This is a genomic window from Variovorax sp. P1_H2 (genome assembly GCF_056405295.1).
The window spans coordinates 90,203-106,303 of the sequence record NZ_JBFUCJ010000003.1; the positions used below are offsets into that span (position 1 = coordinate 90,203).

The following is a 16,101-nucleotide window of genomic DNA, read 5'->3' on the forward strand; positions in this document are numbered from 1 at the left end:
AACCCACGATGTCTTTTCGCCGTTTCTTCACCACCCTGCGCCTGCCGCGATCGCTGCCGGCCTGGGCCGTGCTCGCTGCCGCCCTGGCGGGTGTGCCGGCGCAGGCCTGGGCCACCTGCACGCGGATCAGCTATGCGCCGGCCACCACGTATCCGACGACCTCGGTCTACTACGTGGATCCGGCCTTGGGCACGCACAACACCTGGACCGGCGCGACCGACACCGCGGGCGCCAGCGGGGTGCCGGCATCGGTGAATATCAACACCAGCACCTTCCAGCCTGACGGCACCCTGCTGGCCAGCGGCAGCGCCAGCATCCTCACGCTGGGGCTCGAGGCGTACACGGCGGACCAGGTGCTGTTCCGTTGCGATGCGACGGACGAGGGAAGCCTCTTCGAGTTCTACGCGACCAATGGCGATTCCACCTGGGGGGGCATGCACGAGGACGGCGTTGCCTTCGGCTTGCCGGGGGCGTATCGAACCTCCTTCAACGGCATGCTGATCCGCGTGACCCACTCGGCGAGCGGCAACTACTTCCTGCGAAATTGGCAGGCGCGGCAACTGACGAACCTGGACAAGGACGGACAAGGCAAGATCCTGGTGAAGGCCAAGAATTTCAGCGACGTCCGTGTCGAGCTCTTGCGGGTCAGCAACGAGGCCACCGCCGGGGGGTGGAACACCTCCGGCAACTACACGAACTCCCAACCCGCCGCCTACATCGCGTTCAAGGGCGGAGGGCAGTCGAGCGGTTTGAGTGTGGGCCAGGATTCCCTGTCCTACTACTCCGGCTGGTACGGCGCCTGGCCGGGTGCCATCAATCTCTACAACCGGCTCACCGTGCACCGCTCGGCGACCTGCTCGGTGAGCAACGTGACGCCGAACGTCCAGTTCCCGGTCATCAGCGTCGCCGAACTCGACAGTGGCGCCAACCGCCAACTCCCGGTCGACATCTCGTTCCAGTGCCAGACCGGCGCGCCCGCCAACACCGGACTCACCGCCTTCGCGAGCGGCACGGAGGCCGGGCGCACCGCGATGGGGGTCCTGGTGCCGGCCGCCAACTACCAGAGCGCCGTCGCCCAGGGCCTGACCACCGGTGGCAGCGGTGTCACCTTCCTGCTGTCCGACGACTACGGCCAGGCCGGAGTGGCCGGCGGAGTCGGCGTCGCGCTCACGCAGGCCGATGGCACGCCCCTCAACTTCCTCGGCAATGACCAGGTGACGGGAGGCGGCACCGCCGCGGGCTGGTACCCGGTGCTGCAGAGCGCCAGCAGCACGGGCGTGACGGGCGGCATCACCTCTTACACCAAGCGCCTGAACGCGACCCTGACGAAGATTCCCGGCCGCAGCGTGACGCCGGGCCGGCTCAACGCGCGCGCCCAAGTCGTGATTCGCATTCAATAGGAAGCTTGTTTCTCATGACGGTCCGCAGCGCCAAGTTGTTCTCTCCCCGAGGTCGCGCGAGGGCGTTCGCCGGTGCCGGCCTTCTGGTGTCGGTCCTTGTGCTGGCCGCGGCCCAGGCCATGGCCGGCGTGATGGCCGAGTCGACCCGCGTGATCTTCCCGCCCGATGCGAGGGAGCAATCGCTGCAACTGGTCAACCTCAACACCTACCCGGTGGTGGTCGAGGCCTGGGTGGACGATGGGGAGCTGAATTCGGCGCCCGAGAACTCCACCGCGCCGGTCATTCCGCTGCCGCCGATCTTCCGCATGAACGCCGGCGACCAGCTGAGCCTGCGGCTGCTCTACACGGGGGCGCCGCTGGCCAAGGATCGCGAGTCGCTGTTCTGGCTCAACCTCTACGAGATCCCGCCCCGGCCGCTCGATCTGCCGCCGGACAGCGCGACCCTGACCGTGGCGGTCCGAACCCAGATGAAGGTCTTCCTGCGGCCCCAAGGCTTGCCGATGGCGGCCGGCGAGGTGGCCGACAAGCTCGTGTTGTCGCTTCAGGCCGAGCCCGGGCGGCCCGCGCTCAAGATCGACAACCCGACGCCCTATTACGCATCGATCGCCGCGGTCCAGTATGCGAACGCGCCGGCGGCCGAGCAGGTGGAGGCGCTGATGGTGGCCCCCTTCGGCAGCCTCGACGTGGACCTCAAGCCCCCGGCCAACGCGGCGGGAGACGCGGAGATCGCCTTCACGCTGATCGACGACGAGGGCAACGCCATCGTCCAAAGGCGGTCGATCAAATCGGCTCCCTTGCGCTAGTTCGAAGCCTCAGTCGTAGGCAACGGTCAAGATGGCGCCACGCGCCACACCGGCTGTGGCGGTGGGCATCGCGGCGATCGAAAGTGCACCGCCCCGAGGGCCAAGATGGCAGCCACCCGCGGGCATCGGTGTCGCTCCGGTGCAACGGACGGCGACGGGCAATGGGCCCAGGCCGTCGGCGTGCACGCTCGCACTCAGGTTGCCGCTGCTCGAGAAACTGATTTCTGCCTCCGGCTTCGAAATGGAAGTGGCGTACGTGGAGGAAGGCGCCGCGGCAGTCACCCGAACCTCATAGGGGGGCTCGACGATCGCGCCCAAGAAGGTGATGGTGCCATCGGCGGCGCGGGAAACAGCAGGAAGCGCACAGATCGAGCAAGCGGCGAGCACTGCCAGCCGAGAGGAAACCGCGCTAAGTCGGGTCATATCGAGCTCCTTTTGAAACCGGCGCCGCAACAGCCGACACGGCCATCGATCGACAAATTGTTTCATCTAGTTACTCTATACGTAATCTGAAACGTTTGTGTGAAATGTGTACGGTTGCTGCAGAGCGACAGGCCTGGGTACCCCTGCCGAAATGCCTTTCCGTTTCTGTTTCGCGTGACACCTCGGAATAGGTGTGCGGTTTTTTACACCGGATCACCTTGGTTGATGACCGGGTGCGAGCAATTTCCGTTTTCGCTGAGTGAAATTTCCCAATTCGACTTTGGTCAATTCCGGATTTAAAGCGCGGTCGTTTTATTGGGCTGAATGGGTACTAAAGTTCGATTCGCCCCATACAGGGGTTAATCACTACGTAATTTTATAAATACTCAGGAAGAAACATGAAGAAATCCAATATCGCCAAGCTCGCAGCTATCGCTTTCGCCGGTGTGTTGTCGCAAGGTGCTTTCGCCGCTGACGGCACGATCAATTTCAACGGCCAGATCGTCGACACGCCTTGCTCGATCTCGCCCGCCAGCCAGAACATGACCGTGCCGCTCGGCAATGTCGCGCGCGACTACTTCACCGCCCTGGGCAAGAAAGCGACCCCGGCCAAGTTCAACATCGAACTGCTGAACTGCGGCGCCACCGCCAAGGGCGCCACCGTGACCTTCACCGGCACGCCGGACGCCAACGTGACCGACGACCTGCGCATCGGCGTGGGTGAAGTGGCTGGCGCTGCCGCCACCGGCGTTGCCATCGAGCTGGGTGACTCCGCCGGCACCAAGATCGGCCTCGGTTCGGAATCGGGCGAGTACACCCTCGTTGTCGGCGACAACCCGCTCAAGTTCCAGGCTGTGTACGTGCAGACCCTGGCCGCGGTGACGGTCGGTACGGCCAACGCTGTTTCGCAGTTCACGGTCAACTACAAGTAAGTAGACCGGTCCGCAGTATCCGCGGCTGGCAGGGGCGCTTGGCGCTTCGAGCTGCCGCGTGATGTTCACCAAGGTCCGGCGCTGTGCCGGAGGCTGCGCGCCTCCGGTCGGTGTCGGACTTTCCCAAAGTTTTCTGTTTTCTCGATGACGCATCGATATCGAGGCGCCGTCGTGCTTGGGCCTGCGTGCCCTGCGCGCTCGATGCGCGCCGAGGAATATTGTGATGCACAACAAGAACTGCTTTCGGTGGGCCATCGGCGCGTTGCTGATGCTCAGCCTCCAGTGGCCGGCCAGCGCCGGCGTGATGCTGGGCGGCACGCGCGTGATCCTCGGCGAGAAGGATCGCGAAGCCTCCATTCCGGTGAAGAACACCGGTGCCTCGCCCTACGTGGTCCAGACCTGGATCGACGCCGGCGAAGGCAACACCAAGACCCCGCTGCTCGTGACGCCGCCGTTGTCGCGCCTCGACCCGGGCATGGAAAACATCCTGCGGATCATGCGCGTGGGCGGCGGGCTGCCGGCCGACCGCGAGTCGGTCTTTCGGCTCAACGTCAAGGAGATCCCCGAGAAGGCCGACACCAAAGAGAACACGCTGCAGATCGCGGTGCGCACCCGCATCAAGCTGTTCTACCGGCCCGCGAACCTGCCCGGCAAGCCGTGGGACGCCCGCACGCATCTCAAGTGGGCTGTGAGCGCGGGCGAGGGTGGCCAGGGCGCTGTGCTCAGGATCGGCAATGACTCGGCCTATCACGTGACCTTCACCGGTCTGACGATCAACGGCGGCCAGCAGGAGATCAATGCCGACATGGTGCCGCCGTTCGGCGAGATGTCGTATCCGCTCGATGCCGTCAAGACGCCGCAGGCGATCGAGGTCTCATACACCACGCTCAATGACTACGGCGGCGAATCGCCCCGGGAGGCGGTCAAGGTGCCTGCGGGCACCGAGCCCGTGGCCGTGAAGGCCGAACTGGTCGCGCCGCCCGCGGACGCCGCCAAGCCGTGAGAGGCCGGACCGTGCACCACCACCAATTCGCCTTGTCCCGCGCGCCGTTCCGGCTGACGCTGTGCGCCGCGCTGCTGGCGGCGCTGGGCGCGCCGGGCCATGCGCAGCAGAAATTTGCCGCCTCGACCTTCAACCAGGAGTTTCTCGGCATCGGCGGCGACCAGCCCACCGCGGACCTGTCGCTGTTCGCCTTCGGCAATCGCGTGACGGCCGGCACCTACCTGGTCGACGTGACGCTGAACGAACGCGGCGTCGGGCAAAGCGAAGTCCGCTTCGTCGAGCAGGAAGGCAAGAACGACGCCGTGCCTTGCCTGACGCGCGGCCTGCTCGAAGCCTGGGGCGTCAACGTGCCGGTATTCCCGGCGCTCGCCAGCGCCCCGGACGAGGCCTGCATCGACCTGGGCAGCGTCATTCCCGACTCGGCGGTGAGCTACGACGGCGGCAAGCAGCGGCTGTATGTCAGCATCCCGCAAGCCGCGCTGAAGCGCTCGGCACGCGGTGCCGTGGGGCCGGAGAAGTGGGACAAGGGCATCACCGCCGGCATGCTCGACTACCAGCTCAGTTACGGGCACAACACCGGCAGCAACTACAACAACAACCTGTCGATCCAGCAGCAGTTGCAGGTGCAGCAGAACATCCTCGATGGGAATGCGGCGCTCAACAACAACCTGGCGGGCAGCCAGATCCAGCGCGAAACCTTCTTCGCTGGCCTGCGCGCCGGCTTCAATGCCGGCGACTGGCGCTTTCGCAACTACTCGACCTACAACAGCAACGTCGCCGGCCAGGGCCGCTGGCAGTCCATCAACTCCTACGTCCAGCGCGACCTGGCGTCCATCAAGGGCCAGCTGCTGGTCGGTGAAGGCGCCACGCCCGGCAACTTCTTCGACAGCGTGCAGTTTCGCGGTGCGCAGATTGCGTCCGACGACGCGATGCTGCCCGACAGCATGCAAGGCTATGCGCCGACGATTCGCGGCGTGGCGCAGACCAATGCGCGGGTCACCGTGCGGCAGAACGGCTACGTCGTCTACAGCACCTTCGTGGCACCCGGGGCCTTCGTGCTCGACGACCTCTATCCCACCGCGTCGAGCGGCGACCTCGAGGTGACCATCACCGAGGCCGACGGCCGGCAGACCCGCTACATCCAGGCCTTTTCCGCCGTGCCGACGCTGCTGCGCGAAGGCACCTGGCGCTATGCGGCCACCGCGGGCAGGTACCGCAACGGCTACAGCTACCTCGACACCTCGTACGGCGGCTCGCGTCCGGCGCTGTCGCAGCCTTACTTCGCCCAGGGCACGCTGGCGCGCGGCATGGGCAACGAGTTCTCGCTCTATGGCGGCCTGACGGCCGCGAACATGTACCAGGCGGTGCTGGCCGGCGTCGGCAAGAACCTGCGCGACTTCGGCGCCGTGTCGGTCGACCTGACGAGCGCGCGCACCACCGATCGCAACGACGCCAGCCACACCGGGGAGTCGCTGCGATTTCTCTATGCCAAGTCGTTCATCTCGTCGGGCACCAACTTCCGGGTCGCGGGCTACCGCTATTCGACCAGCGGCTACCGCACCTTCCAGGAAGCCGTGCAGATGCAGGACCTGTTGCCCGCGGCCCCGTTCAACAGCCGCCGCAACGAGCTGCGCCTGGACCTGTCGCAGCAGATCGCCGACAAGGGCAGCCTGTTCGTTTCGGCCCGGCAGCAAAGCTACTGGGGCACCAGCGCCACCGATCGCCTGGTGCAGGTCGGCTACTCGGGCAACTACAAGCAGTTCGGCTACAGCGTGTTCTACAACTACAGCACCAACCTGAACGCGCCGTCGAACCGGCAGATCACGGTGATGCTGAGCATCCCGCTGGGCAGCACGCGCGCCAACGCGCAGTACTCGGTGACCCATGACAACAATGGCCGCGTCAACCAGCAGGCCGGCCTCTATGGCTCCGCCTTCGACGACAGCCGCCTGACCTACAACGTGATGGCCGGCGACTCGAACCAGCAAGGCGCCAACGGCAGCGCGAGCGCCAGCTACCTGTCGCCGGTGGGCCGCTTCGACCTCGGCCAGTCGCAGGGCCGTGGCTACGGCCAGACCACCTTCGGCATGTCGGGTGGCCTGCTGGTGCATGGCGGCGGCGCCACGCTGTCGCAGCCGCTCGGCGAGACCATGGCGCTGGTGCGGGTGCCCAAGGCGCAGGGCGTCGGCCTCGAGTCGCAGCCGGGCGTGATGACCGACGGGCAGGGCCAGGCCGTCATTGCCAACCTGAGCCCCTACCGCATCAACCGCGTCGCCCTTCGCACCGGCGACCTGGGCGACACGGTGGAGGTGAAGAACGCGGCCATGGACGTGGTGCCGACGCGCGGCGCGGTCGTGCTGGCGAAGTTCGACACCTCGGTGGGCTTCCGCCTGCTGATGACGCTGACCGGCCCGGACGGCAGGATGCTGCCCCTGGGCTCGAAGATCGAGAACGAGGCGGGCCAGGAGGTCGGCATCGTCGGCCCGGACGGCCAGGCCTTCGTCACCGGCGCCGCCAGTTCAGGCCGGCTGAAGGTGATCTGGGGGCATGGCGACAGCGAGCATTGCACCGTGCCCTACAGCCTGCGTGACGAAGAGCAGCCGCCGCCGATCCGCCAGCTGGACGGCCAATGCGCCGCGCCGGACGCACCGGGCGCACCGGGCGCACTCGCCACGCCTGTCGCTTCGGGCGAAGCCAAACCTAAGGAATGACATGAGCAACCACCGATTCACAACGATCAAGACCCTGTCGCGCGGCCCCGCGCGCGCGGCCTTGCTGGCCCTGTGCCTGCTGGGTGGCGCGCAGGGCGCGATGGCGAACTGCAACATCTTTCCCGGTTCCGTCGGTCCCCCCCCAAGCCCCGCCTTCGTCCCTCGCACCATCAACATGGACATGGGCACCGTCATCATTCCCCAGAACCAGGCGCTGAACTCTGTCATTGCGACGAGGGACTTCCCGCTCGGTGCCGAGGCGTACGGGCTCCTGTGCGATGCCAGCGGTGGCCAGGCGAATGGGGTGGTGTGGCAGGGGACGGTGGTGCCRGGCGAGACCTACATCTTTACGACGAATGTGACGGGCATCGGCATTCGGTTGTCGCGCTTCATTCCGGACGGCGGCGCCGACTCCACCGGCGGCGCCACCGGCACCATCGTCTATTACCCGCACACGCAACATTTCAGTGCGGGCGCCACCGCCAAGTTTTATGCGAATTCGTATTTCCGGGTCGAACTGATCAAGATAGGACCCGTCACCGGCAACGGTCCGTTGTCCAGCGGCACCTACACCACGTATTCCGGTGACGATGTGAAGCCGTTGATCACCACCGTGCTTTCGGGCAACGGCATCACGATCATCACGCCCTCATGCACCGTGGGCACGGGCTCGCGCAACATTTCAGTGCCGCTCGGCAATGTGGCGCTCAGTCGCTTCGGGGGCATGGGGACCACCGCCGGCGACAAGCCGTTCAAGATCCAGTTGAACTGCCAACCGGGCCAGAACGCCCAGAACCTCGTCTATCTGCGGATGGACGCGACGCAAGATCCGGCAACCAGCGCGCCGGGTGTGCTGAAGATCACGGGCGGCACGGACATCGCGGGCGGCGTCGGCATCCAGGTACTGGACAAGGACGCCACGCCCGTTCCGTTCGGGGACGATGTGCTGGTGGGGCCGTCGAAGGACGGCGCCTATGTGCTGCCTTATACCGCGCGCTATTACCAGACCGCCAGCACCGTGACGCCGGGCCGCGCCGACGGCACGGCAACTTTCACCCTCAGCTACAAATAACGATGGAGCCAAAGCACGAGCAGGGTAAAGCGGTGCAATACCTTCGGATCATTACGGAACGGTGATCAGAAAATTCCGAAAATGGATCTGACCGTTAAATCGGTTCGTGACGCTGGTACATTAATTCCGCAGTCACTCGATGACTGTTTGTTTAAACTCAAAATTGGAAGTATTGAAAATGCAAAAGATTGAACGAAGCGAACTGGCCAAGTCGATGATCGCAGGCGGCTGCTGCAAGACGGACAAGCCTACCGTGACGCCTCCTACGGAGCCCCTCGTCGCGGTCCCCAAGGCCTAAATCGCTTCAAAACGGACCGCAAGGTCCGTTTTTATTTGAGCGTGAAGATTTGTCAATGCGAGTATTCAAAGCGACGCTGCTGAACTGGGCGAGAATCGCCCAATACCACCTGCGCGGCGCATGGATGGCTCGCGTCCCCCGTGCGCTGTTGGAGCCTCTGGCAGTGGCCGGTTGGCGGATCGGTAGTGTCTTCAATCTACGGATCCGGGCCGAAGGCGTCGCGCGCGCTGAAATCGGCCGCGAGGTGTTGGGCGTGTCGCCAGCGCAAGCGCGGCGAGCGCGTTCGGTCGATCGGCTGGAAAGCCTGATCGATCAGCGAATCTATTTCGGCCGGCGTGCCTGCGGCAGCGAAGCCTGGCCCGACCTGCAGGCGGTGGCTGGCCGGCTCGCCAATGAAATTTCCAGGTTGAAGGCCGAATGGCCGGGGCGCCCGGTCATTGTGTCGCCGTTCCACTATGTGTCCCAGTACGCGAACATCTACGTCATCGATGAATTGAGAGCCCTGCTGGGCATCGAGTCCATGGCCGTGGTGTCCGGCGTGCCGAGGAACATCTATGGCAACGACGATGCGCAAATACCCGGCGTGAAGGTGCTGTACACCTTCGGCGATGGCGATGTCGAACGCAATCGCCTGGGCCTGCGCGTGGCCCGGGCGCTGAAGCGCCATGGCGTTGCCGTGCTGTTTTCCGATGTGCCGCCATTTTCGTTCCAGCGCTTCCCGATGCAGACGGTCAATGTCTCGATGTTCGGGCGCCATGCGCGCGTCCATAACGGCGTCTTTCGCCTGGGTGCGCCGCTGGACGCCATGCTGCTCCCTTTCTATCTGCGCTTCGAGAACGGGCGATTCGATGCCGAGCTGCTCAGCCCCTTGTCGCTCGCCGACGCCGATGCCCCGCAGCAACTGGCGCAGCACATCGAGACCGCGCTGGTCGGCAATTATTCAAGCTGGCTTCCCGCCGGGCATCCGTCCATGTATGCCTTCGCTTCCGTCAAATGACAAGGGAGTGACCGGATTCGGTCGTGGTCCGGGCCTTTGAATTTAGCGTGAATAGGCGTGGCCATTCCTTATTAGTAATTTGAAACGCCGACTGCATCGGCGTCATTGTTTTCATGGAACCGACCCATCTTCCGAACTTCAAGGATGTTTCCTGGCGCTGGATCGCCTATGCCACATCGACGGTTGTCATTGCCGCCACGGCTTTCGCATTCGTGCACGAGATCGAACTCAAGCAGGACGTGCAGGGCGAAGTCATCTCTCCTTCCGACGTCAAGATCCAGGGCCTGAGCGGGCTGGTTTCGAAGATCCATGTCCAGGAATCGGAGCGGGTCGAGCCCGGCACGCCGCTGTTCACGCTCGACCGGAACCTGTCGCTCTCCAGCGATGGCCGCCAGCGCCCGGTGTTCGACGAGCAGATGCGCAGCGACCAGATCCGGACCATCGAGCTCCAGTACGGCCAGCGAAAGAGCGGATTGCAATCCCAGCTGGAGGCCGCGCGGCAGATGCAGAAAGCCCGGCAGGCCGAACTGGCGGCGCTCGGCGAACAGAGCGCGCAAAACGGCCATCTGGTGAATGAATCGGAGCAAAAGCTCTCGCGGCTGGAGTCCATTTCCGACTACTTGCCGGCCGACCGGATCGAGCAGGCGCGGGCCGAAACGCGCCAGGGCAGGGTGGCCGTGGCGCAGAGTGCGGCGCGGCGCCAGCAGTTGCTCGGGGAACTGGCCACGGTTCGGAGCACGCAAACCGAACTCGAGACACAGATCGAGGCGCTTGCTTCGCAGCACGCCCGCGAACGCCAGGACTTCGACGTGCGCTTCGAACAGCAACGGCAGACCCTCACCATCTCCGCGCCCAAGGCGGGTGTCGTGAGCTTCTCGAACCTGGTGCAGGGGCATTCGCTGGAGCCGGGCGATGTGGCCCTGGTCATCGGCACGGGCGAAGCCGGGCCGTTGCGCGCCGCCTTGCGCATTCCGTCGCGGCGGCGCGGCTTCGTACACCTTGGGCAGACCGTGCGGCTGAAGTTCGATGCCTTCCCCTACGAGCGCTTCGGCAGCCACGAGGCGCGCATCGACTCGATTTCGGGCACCACGGTCCAGTCCCCGATGTCCTCGCCGGCCGCCTCCGACCCGAAGGACAAGGAGAAGCCGCCGGAGGGCGGCGACGACTACATGGCATGGGCGACGCTGAGCGGCGATGTCTTCCACTTCGAGCGGCAGACATTCAAGATCCTGCCCGGCATGCGCGCGACCGCGAGCATCGCCGTCGAGCGCCGGACGATCGCCGAGTGGATCCTGGCGCCGTTGTTCCGGATGGTGCGGGGATGACGATGCGTGTGCTCTATCAGAACGAAGTCGCCGAATGCGGCTATGCGTGCCTGGCCATGGTGCTGTCGTCCCTGGGCCGGTCGACCGAGGTGCGCGAGTTGTCGCTCCACCGCCCGATCTCGGCCAACGGCCTGTCGCTCATGGACCTGTACGACGTGGCGGTCGAATTCGGCCTGTCGGTGCAGGCCTATCGCTTCGATCCGGCCGACCTGTCGGGCATCGCGCGGGGATCGATCATTCACTTCGGCGGGGCGCATTTCATCGTCTTCGAGAAGGTGCGCCGCGGCTATGTCCACCTCATCGATCCGGCGTCGGGCCGCCGACGCGTGGCGCTGGACACCTTCAGGAGCAATGTGTCGGGCTACCTGCTGGAATGCGCGCCGACGCCGAGCATGCCGCGCATCCGGGCCCGCTCGGGCGTGCCGGCGGCGCTGGCCCGCGTGCGCGCGAGCAATCCGCAACTCGGCGGGCAAATCGCGAAGCTCATGTTCGTCGCGATCGGCAGCCAGTTCGCGATTCTGGCCATGCCCTACCTGGGCAACCTGGTGCTCGATCAGGTCGTGGCCACGGACAACCTGAACCTGTTGAATGTCCTGGCGCTGACCTTCGGCAGCATCTTCGTCATCGGCGCCTTGAGCCAATACGTGCAGAGCTACCTGGTCGAGCTGCTGCATGGCCTGACCCGGGCCCGCATGACCGAAGGGCTGCTGGCCCACCTGCTGCGCAGCCCCATGCCGTGGTTCGAGAAGCGCAACGTGGGCGACCTGTTCGCCCGGGTCAAGGCGCAGGACGAGATCAGCGCGTTCGCCACGCGCACCCGGATCGCGCTGTACATCGACCTGTCGGTGGCCGTCCTGGCGCTGGCGCTGATGGGGGTGCAAAGCGGGCTTCTCACGCTGGTGGCCCTGTTGATCTTCATGTTCTACGTGGCGGTCTCGTTCGCCTTGTTCACGCGCATGCGTGACACCCATGCGCTGGTGATGGAGCACTCGGCGCGTTGCGACGACGCGCTGATCGAAACCATCCGCGCTGCGTCGCTGATCAAGCTGTCCCAGGGCGAGACCCGGCGTTGCGCGATCTTCATGGCGAAGTACCGGGCGTTCATCGCCGCCTCGCTGCAAGGCAGCCGCCTGGGCAGCCTGCGCGACGCGATCCTCAAGCTGATCGACTATGCCGACATGATCGTCATCACCTGGCTCGCGGCCCGGTTGATGCTGAGCGGCACGGTCTCGGTCGGTGTCTTCTATTCGTTCCTGATCTACAAGACCTTGATGTCCGAGCGGCTGGCCCGATCGATCAATTCGGCGTTCGGCTACTTCATGCTGAGCGTGCCGGTCAGCCGGGTCGACGACATCGCCAAGGGCGAGGGAGAGCGCTATACGCCGCTCGGTGACGTCCTCAAGACCGTCGAGGTGCGGGAGTTCCAGCGCATCGAGATGCACGAGGTGACCTTCCGCTATGGCGTCTCCGACCAGCCGGTCTTCAAGGGGGCGAGCATCGACATCCGCCGGGGCGAGAAGATCGCCATCACCGGGCCGTCCGGCAGCGGCAAATCGACGCTGTTCAAGCTGCTGGCGGCGGCCGAGCCGCTGCAGGAGGGCCGCATCGCCCTGAACGGCATCCTCTGGCCGAATCTCACGGTCGACGAGATTCGCCGCCATGCGGTCCACATGCGGCAGGGCGACATCATCCTGCACGGCTCGATTGCCGACAACGTCTCGCTGTTCGAGGCCAACGCCGACGAAGCGCGGATTCATGCGCTGCTCGACGAGGTGGGGCTGCTGGCGGACATCATGCGGCTGCCGATGCGCACGCGCACCATGGTCAGCGACACCATGGCCAACATCTCGGCCGGCCAGCGGCAGCGCCTGCTGCTGGCCCGTGCGCTCTATCAGAAGCGGGAGCTGTTGCTGCTCGACGAGCCGACTTCCAACCTGGACCCGGTGTCGGTGCGGCGCATCGCGGCGCTGCTCGCGCGCCTGGACCGCACGGTGGTCGTCATCACGCACGACATGTTCTTGGCATCGGCCTTCGAGACCCGCTACCGGTTGGTCGACGGCCGGCTGGTGCGCGAGGCATCGACCGATGAACCCACGTCCGGTGTGCTTCTCCATGCATAGCCGTCGCCTGCTGGTGGGGATCCTGCTGGGCCTTGTCGCGCACGCGGGTCGCGCGCAGACGGCGGACCTGATGACGGTGGTCGCGCAGGCGGTGGAACACGATGCCGAACTCGGCCAGGCCCGTGCCGGCTACGAGGCGGCCCAGCAGGCGCTGCCCAAGGCGCGTGCGGCCTTGCTGCCGAGGATCGACGGCGGCTGGGGGCGCGCCTTCAACCGGATCGCCAGCGAGAACTCGCCCGCCACCAGCTACTGGCAGAACGGCTGGACCGTCAACCTGACGCAGCCCCTGTTCGACTGGAGCCGGTGGGCGAGCTACCAGCAGGCCGACTTCGTCGCGGCGCGCGGTGCGGTCGAACTGGCTGGCGCCCGGCAGGCGCTGATCGTGCGCGCCGCGCGCGCCTACTTCGATGTGCTGGCCGCCGAGGACGAGCGCGCACGGGCCACCGACTACGCGGCCGCGATCGCCAGCCACCTCGAGGAACTGCGCCTGCGCAAGGCGGCGGGAGAGGCCACGCTGATCGATTTGCGCGAGGCCGACACGCTCGGCGAGCAGGCGCTGTTGCAGAAGATGGATGCGCGCAACGACCTGGCGCTCAAGTACCGCGCGATCGAGCAACTGACCGGCCAGCGCTTCTCCTCGCTCTCGCGCCTGTCGGAGCTCGCCGTGCGGCCGCGTGTCGTGCCCGAGGATGCGGAGGGTTGGGCGACGCAGGCGCGGGCGCAGGGCTATCCGGTGCAGCTGGGGCAGATCGAATGGGAGATCGCCAAACTCGAGGTCAGCAAGGTGCGTGGAGAGCGCTATCCGGTCGTCAACCTGACGGCCGGCTATACGCCTGCCGGCGCGGCTTCCGGCTATGCCAGGCCGACCACGACGGCGACGGCGATGCTGAGCGTCACCGTGCCGCTCTTCACGGGCGGCGCGGCGCCGGCACGGCTCAAGGAATCGCTCGCGCTGGAGGACCAGGCGGAAGGCAAGTGGCGGTCGGCGTCCCGGCAGGCGGAAGCCGAGGCGCGCGAGAACTTCTCGCGCTTCCAGTGGGGCGTGCAGCGGATCGACCTGTTGACGGGCCTGGTGAAAACCTCGGCCGAGTCCTTGTCCGCCATCCAGATCGGCTACAAGGTGGGCAGCCGCACGAGCGTGGACGTGCTCCGGGCCTTCGATTCGCTCTACGCAAGCCGGCGCGACCTGCTGCGCGCCAGGTACGAAACCCTGGTCGCGCTGCTGCGCCTCAAGGCGGCGACAGGGGCGCTGGACACCGGGGAAGTGGCGCAAATCAATGCGCAATTGAAGGTCGGGGCGCCTTTGTGAAACAAGAAAGCGGCCCGCGGGCCGCTTTTTTTGTCTGCAGGCGAGGCGTCTCGCCTGGCTCGATTACTCGACCTTCGCCTTCGCCCGCAGGTCTTCCTGGTACTTCTGCAGCCGTTGCTGCTGCAGCTGCTGCGTGACCTGCGGCTTGACTTCCTCGAGCTTCGGCAGTTGCGCCTGGCGGACGTCGTCGACCCGGATGATGTGGTAGCCGAACTGCGACTTGACCGGCACGGCCGTGGTCTCGCCCTTCTTGAGCTTGATCATCGCTTCCGAGAACTCGGGCACGAAGCTGGCCGGCGCCGCCCAGTCGAGGTCGCCGCCGTTGGCGCCCGATCCCGGGTCCTTGCTCTGCTTCTTGGCAATGTCCTCGAACTTGGCGCCCTTCTTGAGGTCGGCCAGGATCTTGTTGGCCTGGTCCTCGGTCTCGACCAGGATGTGGCGCGCCTTGTATTCCTTGCCGGAATTGGCCGCGACGAACTTGTCGTACTCGGCTTGCACCTCGGCGTCGGTGACCGGGTTCGTCTTGCGGTAGTTCTCGAACAGCTGGCGGATCAGGATCGCCTGGCGCGCCAGCTCGAGCTGGGCCTTGTAGTCGTCGCTGGCGTCGAGGCCCTGCTTCTGGGCTTCCTGCATGAAGATCTCGCGCGCGATCACTTCCTCGCGCAGCTGGCCTTGCATCTCGGGCGTCACCGGCCGGCCGGCCGCGGCCAGTTGCTGGGCCAGCACGTCCATGCGTGCCTTCGGCACGGCCTTGCCATTCACGATGGCGGCGTTCTGCGCGAGGGCGGCGAACGGAATGGCGCCGACCAGGGTGGCGAGCGCGACGGCCTTCAGGATGTTTTTCTTCATAAGGGAGAGGAGTTGTCGCCGCACGACCGTGCGGGTGATGGAATCGACGCCCTAAAGCGTCTCTATGGCAAGCGCGTGGAGGCCCTGTGCGATGAAAAGTTGCAGCGCATCATACACAAGCCGATGGCGCGCCACACGCGGCTTGCCGGCGAACAGCGGCGAGGCGATGCGGACCCGGAAATGCGTGCCGTAGCCCTCGGCGCCGGCGCCCGCATGGCCGGCGTGGGCCGCGCTTTCGTCGATCACCTCGAGTTCGGTCGGCTGGAGCACCTCGCGCAGCCGCGTTTCGAGGTCCTGGGCGGTCGGAAGGCTCATGCTGCGGGCTTGTCCGATTTGAGATGGGGCGAGATGTAGAGGCCCTGCGCGATCAGGAACACGATCGGGAAGACGTAGCCCCAGAGCTTGAAATCGACCCAGGCCTCGGTCGTGAAATAGGCCGCGACGTAGCCGTTGAGGACGGCCATGAAGAGGCAGTAGGCGATCCAGGCGACATTGAGCTTGCCCCAGACCTGCACCGGCAGCTCCAGCTGTGCGCCCAGCAGCATCTTCAGGAAGTTCCTCTTGTAGCCCCACAGCGCGACCCCCAGCGCGATGGCCATGGCGCCGTACAGCACGGTCGGCTTCCACTTGATGAAGCGGTCGTCGTGCAGCGCCAGCGTCAGCGAGCCGAACAGCAGGATCAGCACCAGCGTGGCCTTCTGGATCGGCTGCAGGCGGCGCTCCATGAACCAGATGATCGCCATCTGCAGCGTGGTGGCGGCCATCAGCACGCCGGTCGCCACGTAGATGTCGTAGAACTTGAAGGCGCCGAAGAACAGCAGGATCGGGAAAAAATCGAGGACGAATTTCATGGCGCGCG

Annotated in this window: 14 protein-coding genes; 10 read left to right on the plus strand and 4 right to left on the minus strand. The window is 65.6% G+C overall.

What is annotated here, in order from left to right; translation table 11 throughout:
- Positions 1 to 8: 8 nt before the first annotated feature.
- Complete coding sequence (locus AC1D2E_RS02320) at positions 9 to 1,400, plus strand: fimbrial protein (protein ID WP_478195893.1); 1,392 nt, start codon at positions 9 to 11, stop codon at positions 1,398 to 1,400.
- 14 nt (positions 1,401 to 1,414) lie between these two features.
- Positions 1,415 to 2,203: a fimbrial biogenesis chaperone gene (locus tag AC1D2E_RS02325; RefSeq protein ID WP_478195894.1), complete on the plus strand. Its 789-nt coding sequence runs from the start codon at positions 1,415 to 1,417 to the stop codon at positions 2,201 to 2,203.
- 9 nt (positions 2,204 to 2,212) lie between these two features.
- Here AC1D2E_RS02325 and AC1D2E_RS02330 read toward each other — a convergent pair whose 3' ends face one another.
- Positions 2,213 to 2,692, minus strand: a complete 480-nt coding sequence (locus tag AC1D2E_RS02330) for a hypothetical protein (RefSeq protein WP_478195895.1) — start codon at positions 2,690 to 2,692, stop codon at positions 2,213 to 2,215.
- A gap of 332 nt (positions 2,693 to 3,024) precedes the next feature.
- Between AC1D2E_RS02330 and AC1D2E_RS02335 the strand changes: the two genes are divergently transcribed.
- The 8 genes from AC1D2E_RS02335 (at position 3,025) to AC1D2E_RS02370 (ending at position 14,393) form a co-directional block, all read left to right on the plus strand.
- Positions 3,025 to 3,558, plus strand: coding sequence for a fimbrial protein (locus AC1D2E_RS02335; protein ID WP_478195896.1), 534 nt, complete (start codon positions 3,025 to 3,027; stop codon positions 3,556 to 3,558).
- A gap of 223 nt (positions 3,559 to 3,781) precedes the next feature.
- On the plus strand, positions 3,782 to 4,561 hold the full coding sequence (locus AC1D2E_RS02340) for a fimbrial biogenesis chaperone (RefSeq protein WP_478195897.1): 780 nt from the start codon (positions 3,782 to 3,784) through the stop codon (positions 4,559 to 4,561).
- Positions 4,562 to 4,572: 11 nt separating this feature from the next.
- Positions 4,573 to 7,272: a fimbria/pilus outer membrane usher protein gene (locus AC1D2E_RS02345; RefSeq protein WP_478195898.1), complete on the plus strand. Its 2,700-nt coding sequence runs from the start codon at positions 4,573 to 4,575 to the stop codon at positions 7,270 to 7,272.
- A 1-nt stretch (position 7,273) separates the two neighbouring features.
- Positions 7,274 to 8,344: a fimbrial protein gene (locus AC1D2E_RS02350; RefSeq protein WP_478195899.1), complete on the plus strand. Its 1,071-nt coding sequence runs from the start codon at positions 7,274 to 7,276 to the stop codon at positions 8,342 to 8,344.
- A 353-nt stretch (positions 8,345 to 8,697) separates the two neighbouring features.
- Complete coding sequence (locus tag AC1D2E_RS02355; protein ID WP_478195900.1) at positions 8,698 to 9,639, plus strand: lysophospholipid acyltransferase family protein; 942 nt, start codon at positions 8,698 to 8,700, stop codon at positions 9,637 to 9,639.
- Positions 9,640 to 9,752: 113 nt separating this feature from the next.
- Complete coding sequence (locus AC1D2E_RS02360) at positions 9,753 to 10,964, plus strand: HlyD family efflux transporter periplasmic adaptor subunit (RefSeq protein WP_478195901.1); 1,212 nt, start codon at positions 9,753 to 9,755, stop codon at positions 10,962 to 10,964.
- Between the two features lie 2 nt (positions 10,965 to 10,966).
- Entirely contained in the window at positions 10,967 to 13,084 is a 2,118-nt protein-coding gene (locus AC1D2E_RS02365; protein ID WP_478195926.1) for a peptidase domain-containing ABC transporter, read from the plus strand.
- Entirely contained in the window at positions 13,077 to 14,393 is a 1,317-nt protein-coding gene (locus tag AC1D2E_RS02370) for a TolC family outer membrane protein (protein WP_478195902.1), read from the plus strand. Before AC1D2E_RS02365 ends, AC1D2E_RS02370 begins: the two co-directional genes overlap by 8 nt.
- A 63-nt stretch (positions 14,394 to 14,456) precedes the next feature.
- Here AC1D2E_RS02370 and AC1D2E_RS02375 read toward each other — a convergent pair whose 3' ends face one another.
- From AC1D2E_RS02375 to AC1D2E_RS02385, 3 genes are read right to left on the minus strand one after another with little or no spacing between them, the layout of a single operon-like run.
- The gene (locus tag AC1D2E_RS02375) at positions 14,457 to 15,242 is read right to left on the minus strand and encodes a foldase protein PrsA (RefSeq protein WP_478195903.1); all 786 of its coding nucleotides are present in this window, start codon (positions 15,240 to 15,242) and stop codon (positions 14,457 to 14,459) included.
- 51 nt (positions 15,243 to 15,293) lie between these two features.
- Positions 15,294 to 15,557, minus strand: coding sequence for a BolA family protein (locus AC1D2E_RS02380; protein WP_478171613.1), 264 nt, complete (start codon positions 15,555 to 15,557; stop codon positions 15,294 to 15,296).
- Positions 15,554 to 16,093 (minus strand): septation protein A, encoded by a 540-nt coding sequence (locus tag AC1D2E_RS02385; protein ID WP_478195904.1) that lies wholly within the window; start codon positions 16,091 to 16,093, stop codon positions 15,554 to 15,556. Before AC1D2E_RS02385 ends, AC1D2E_RS02380 begins: the two co-directional genes overlap by 4 nt.
- Positions 16,094 to 16,101 lie beyond the last annotated feature (8 nt).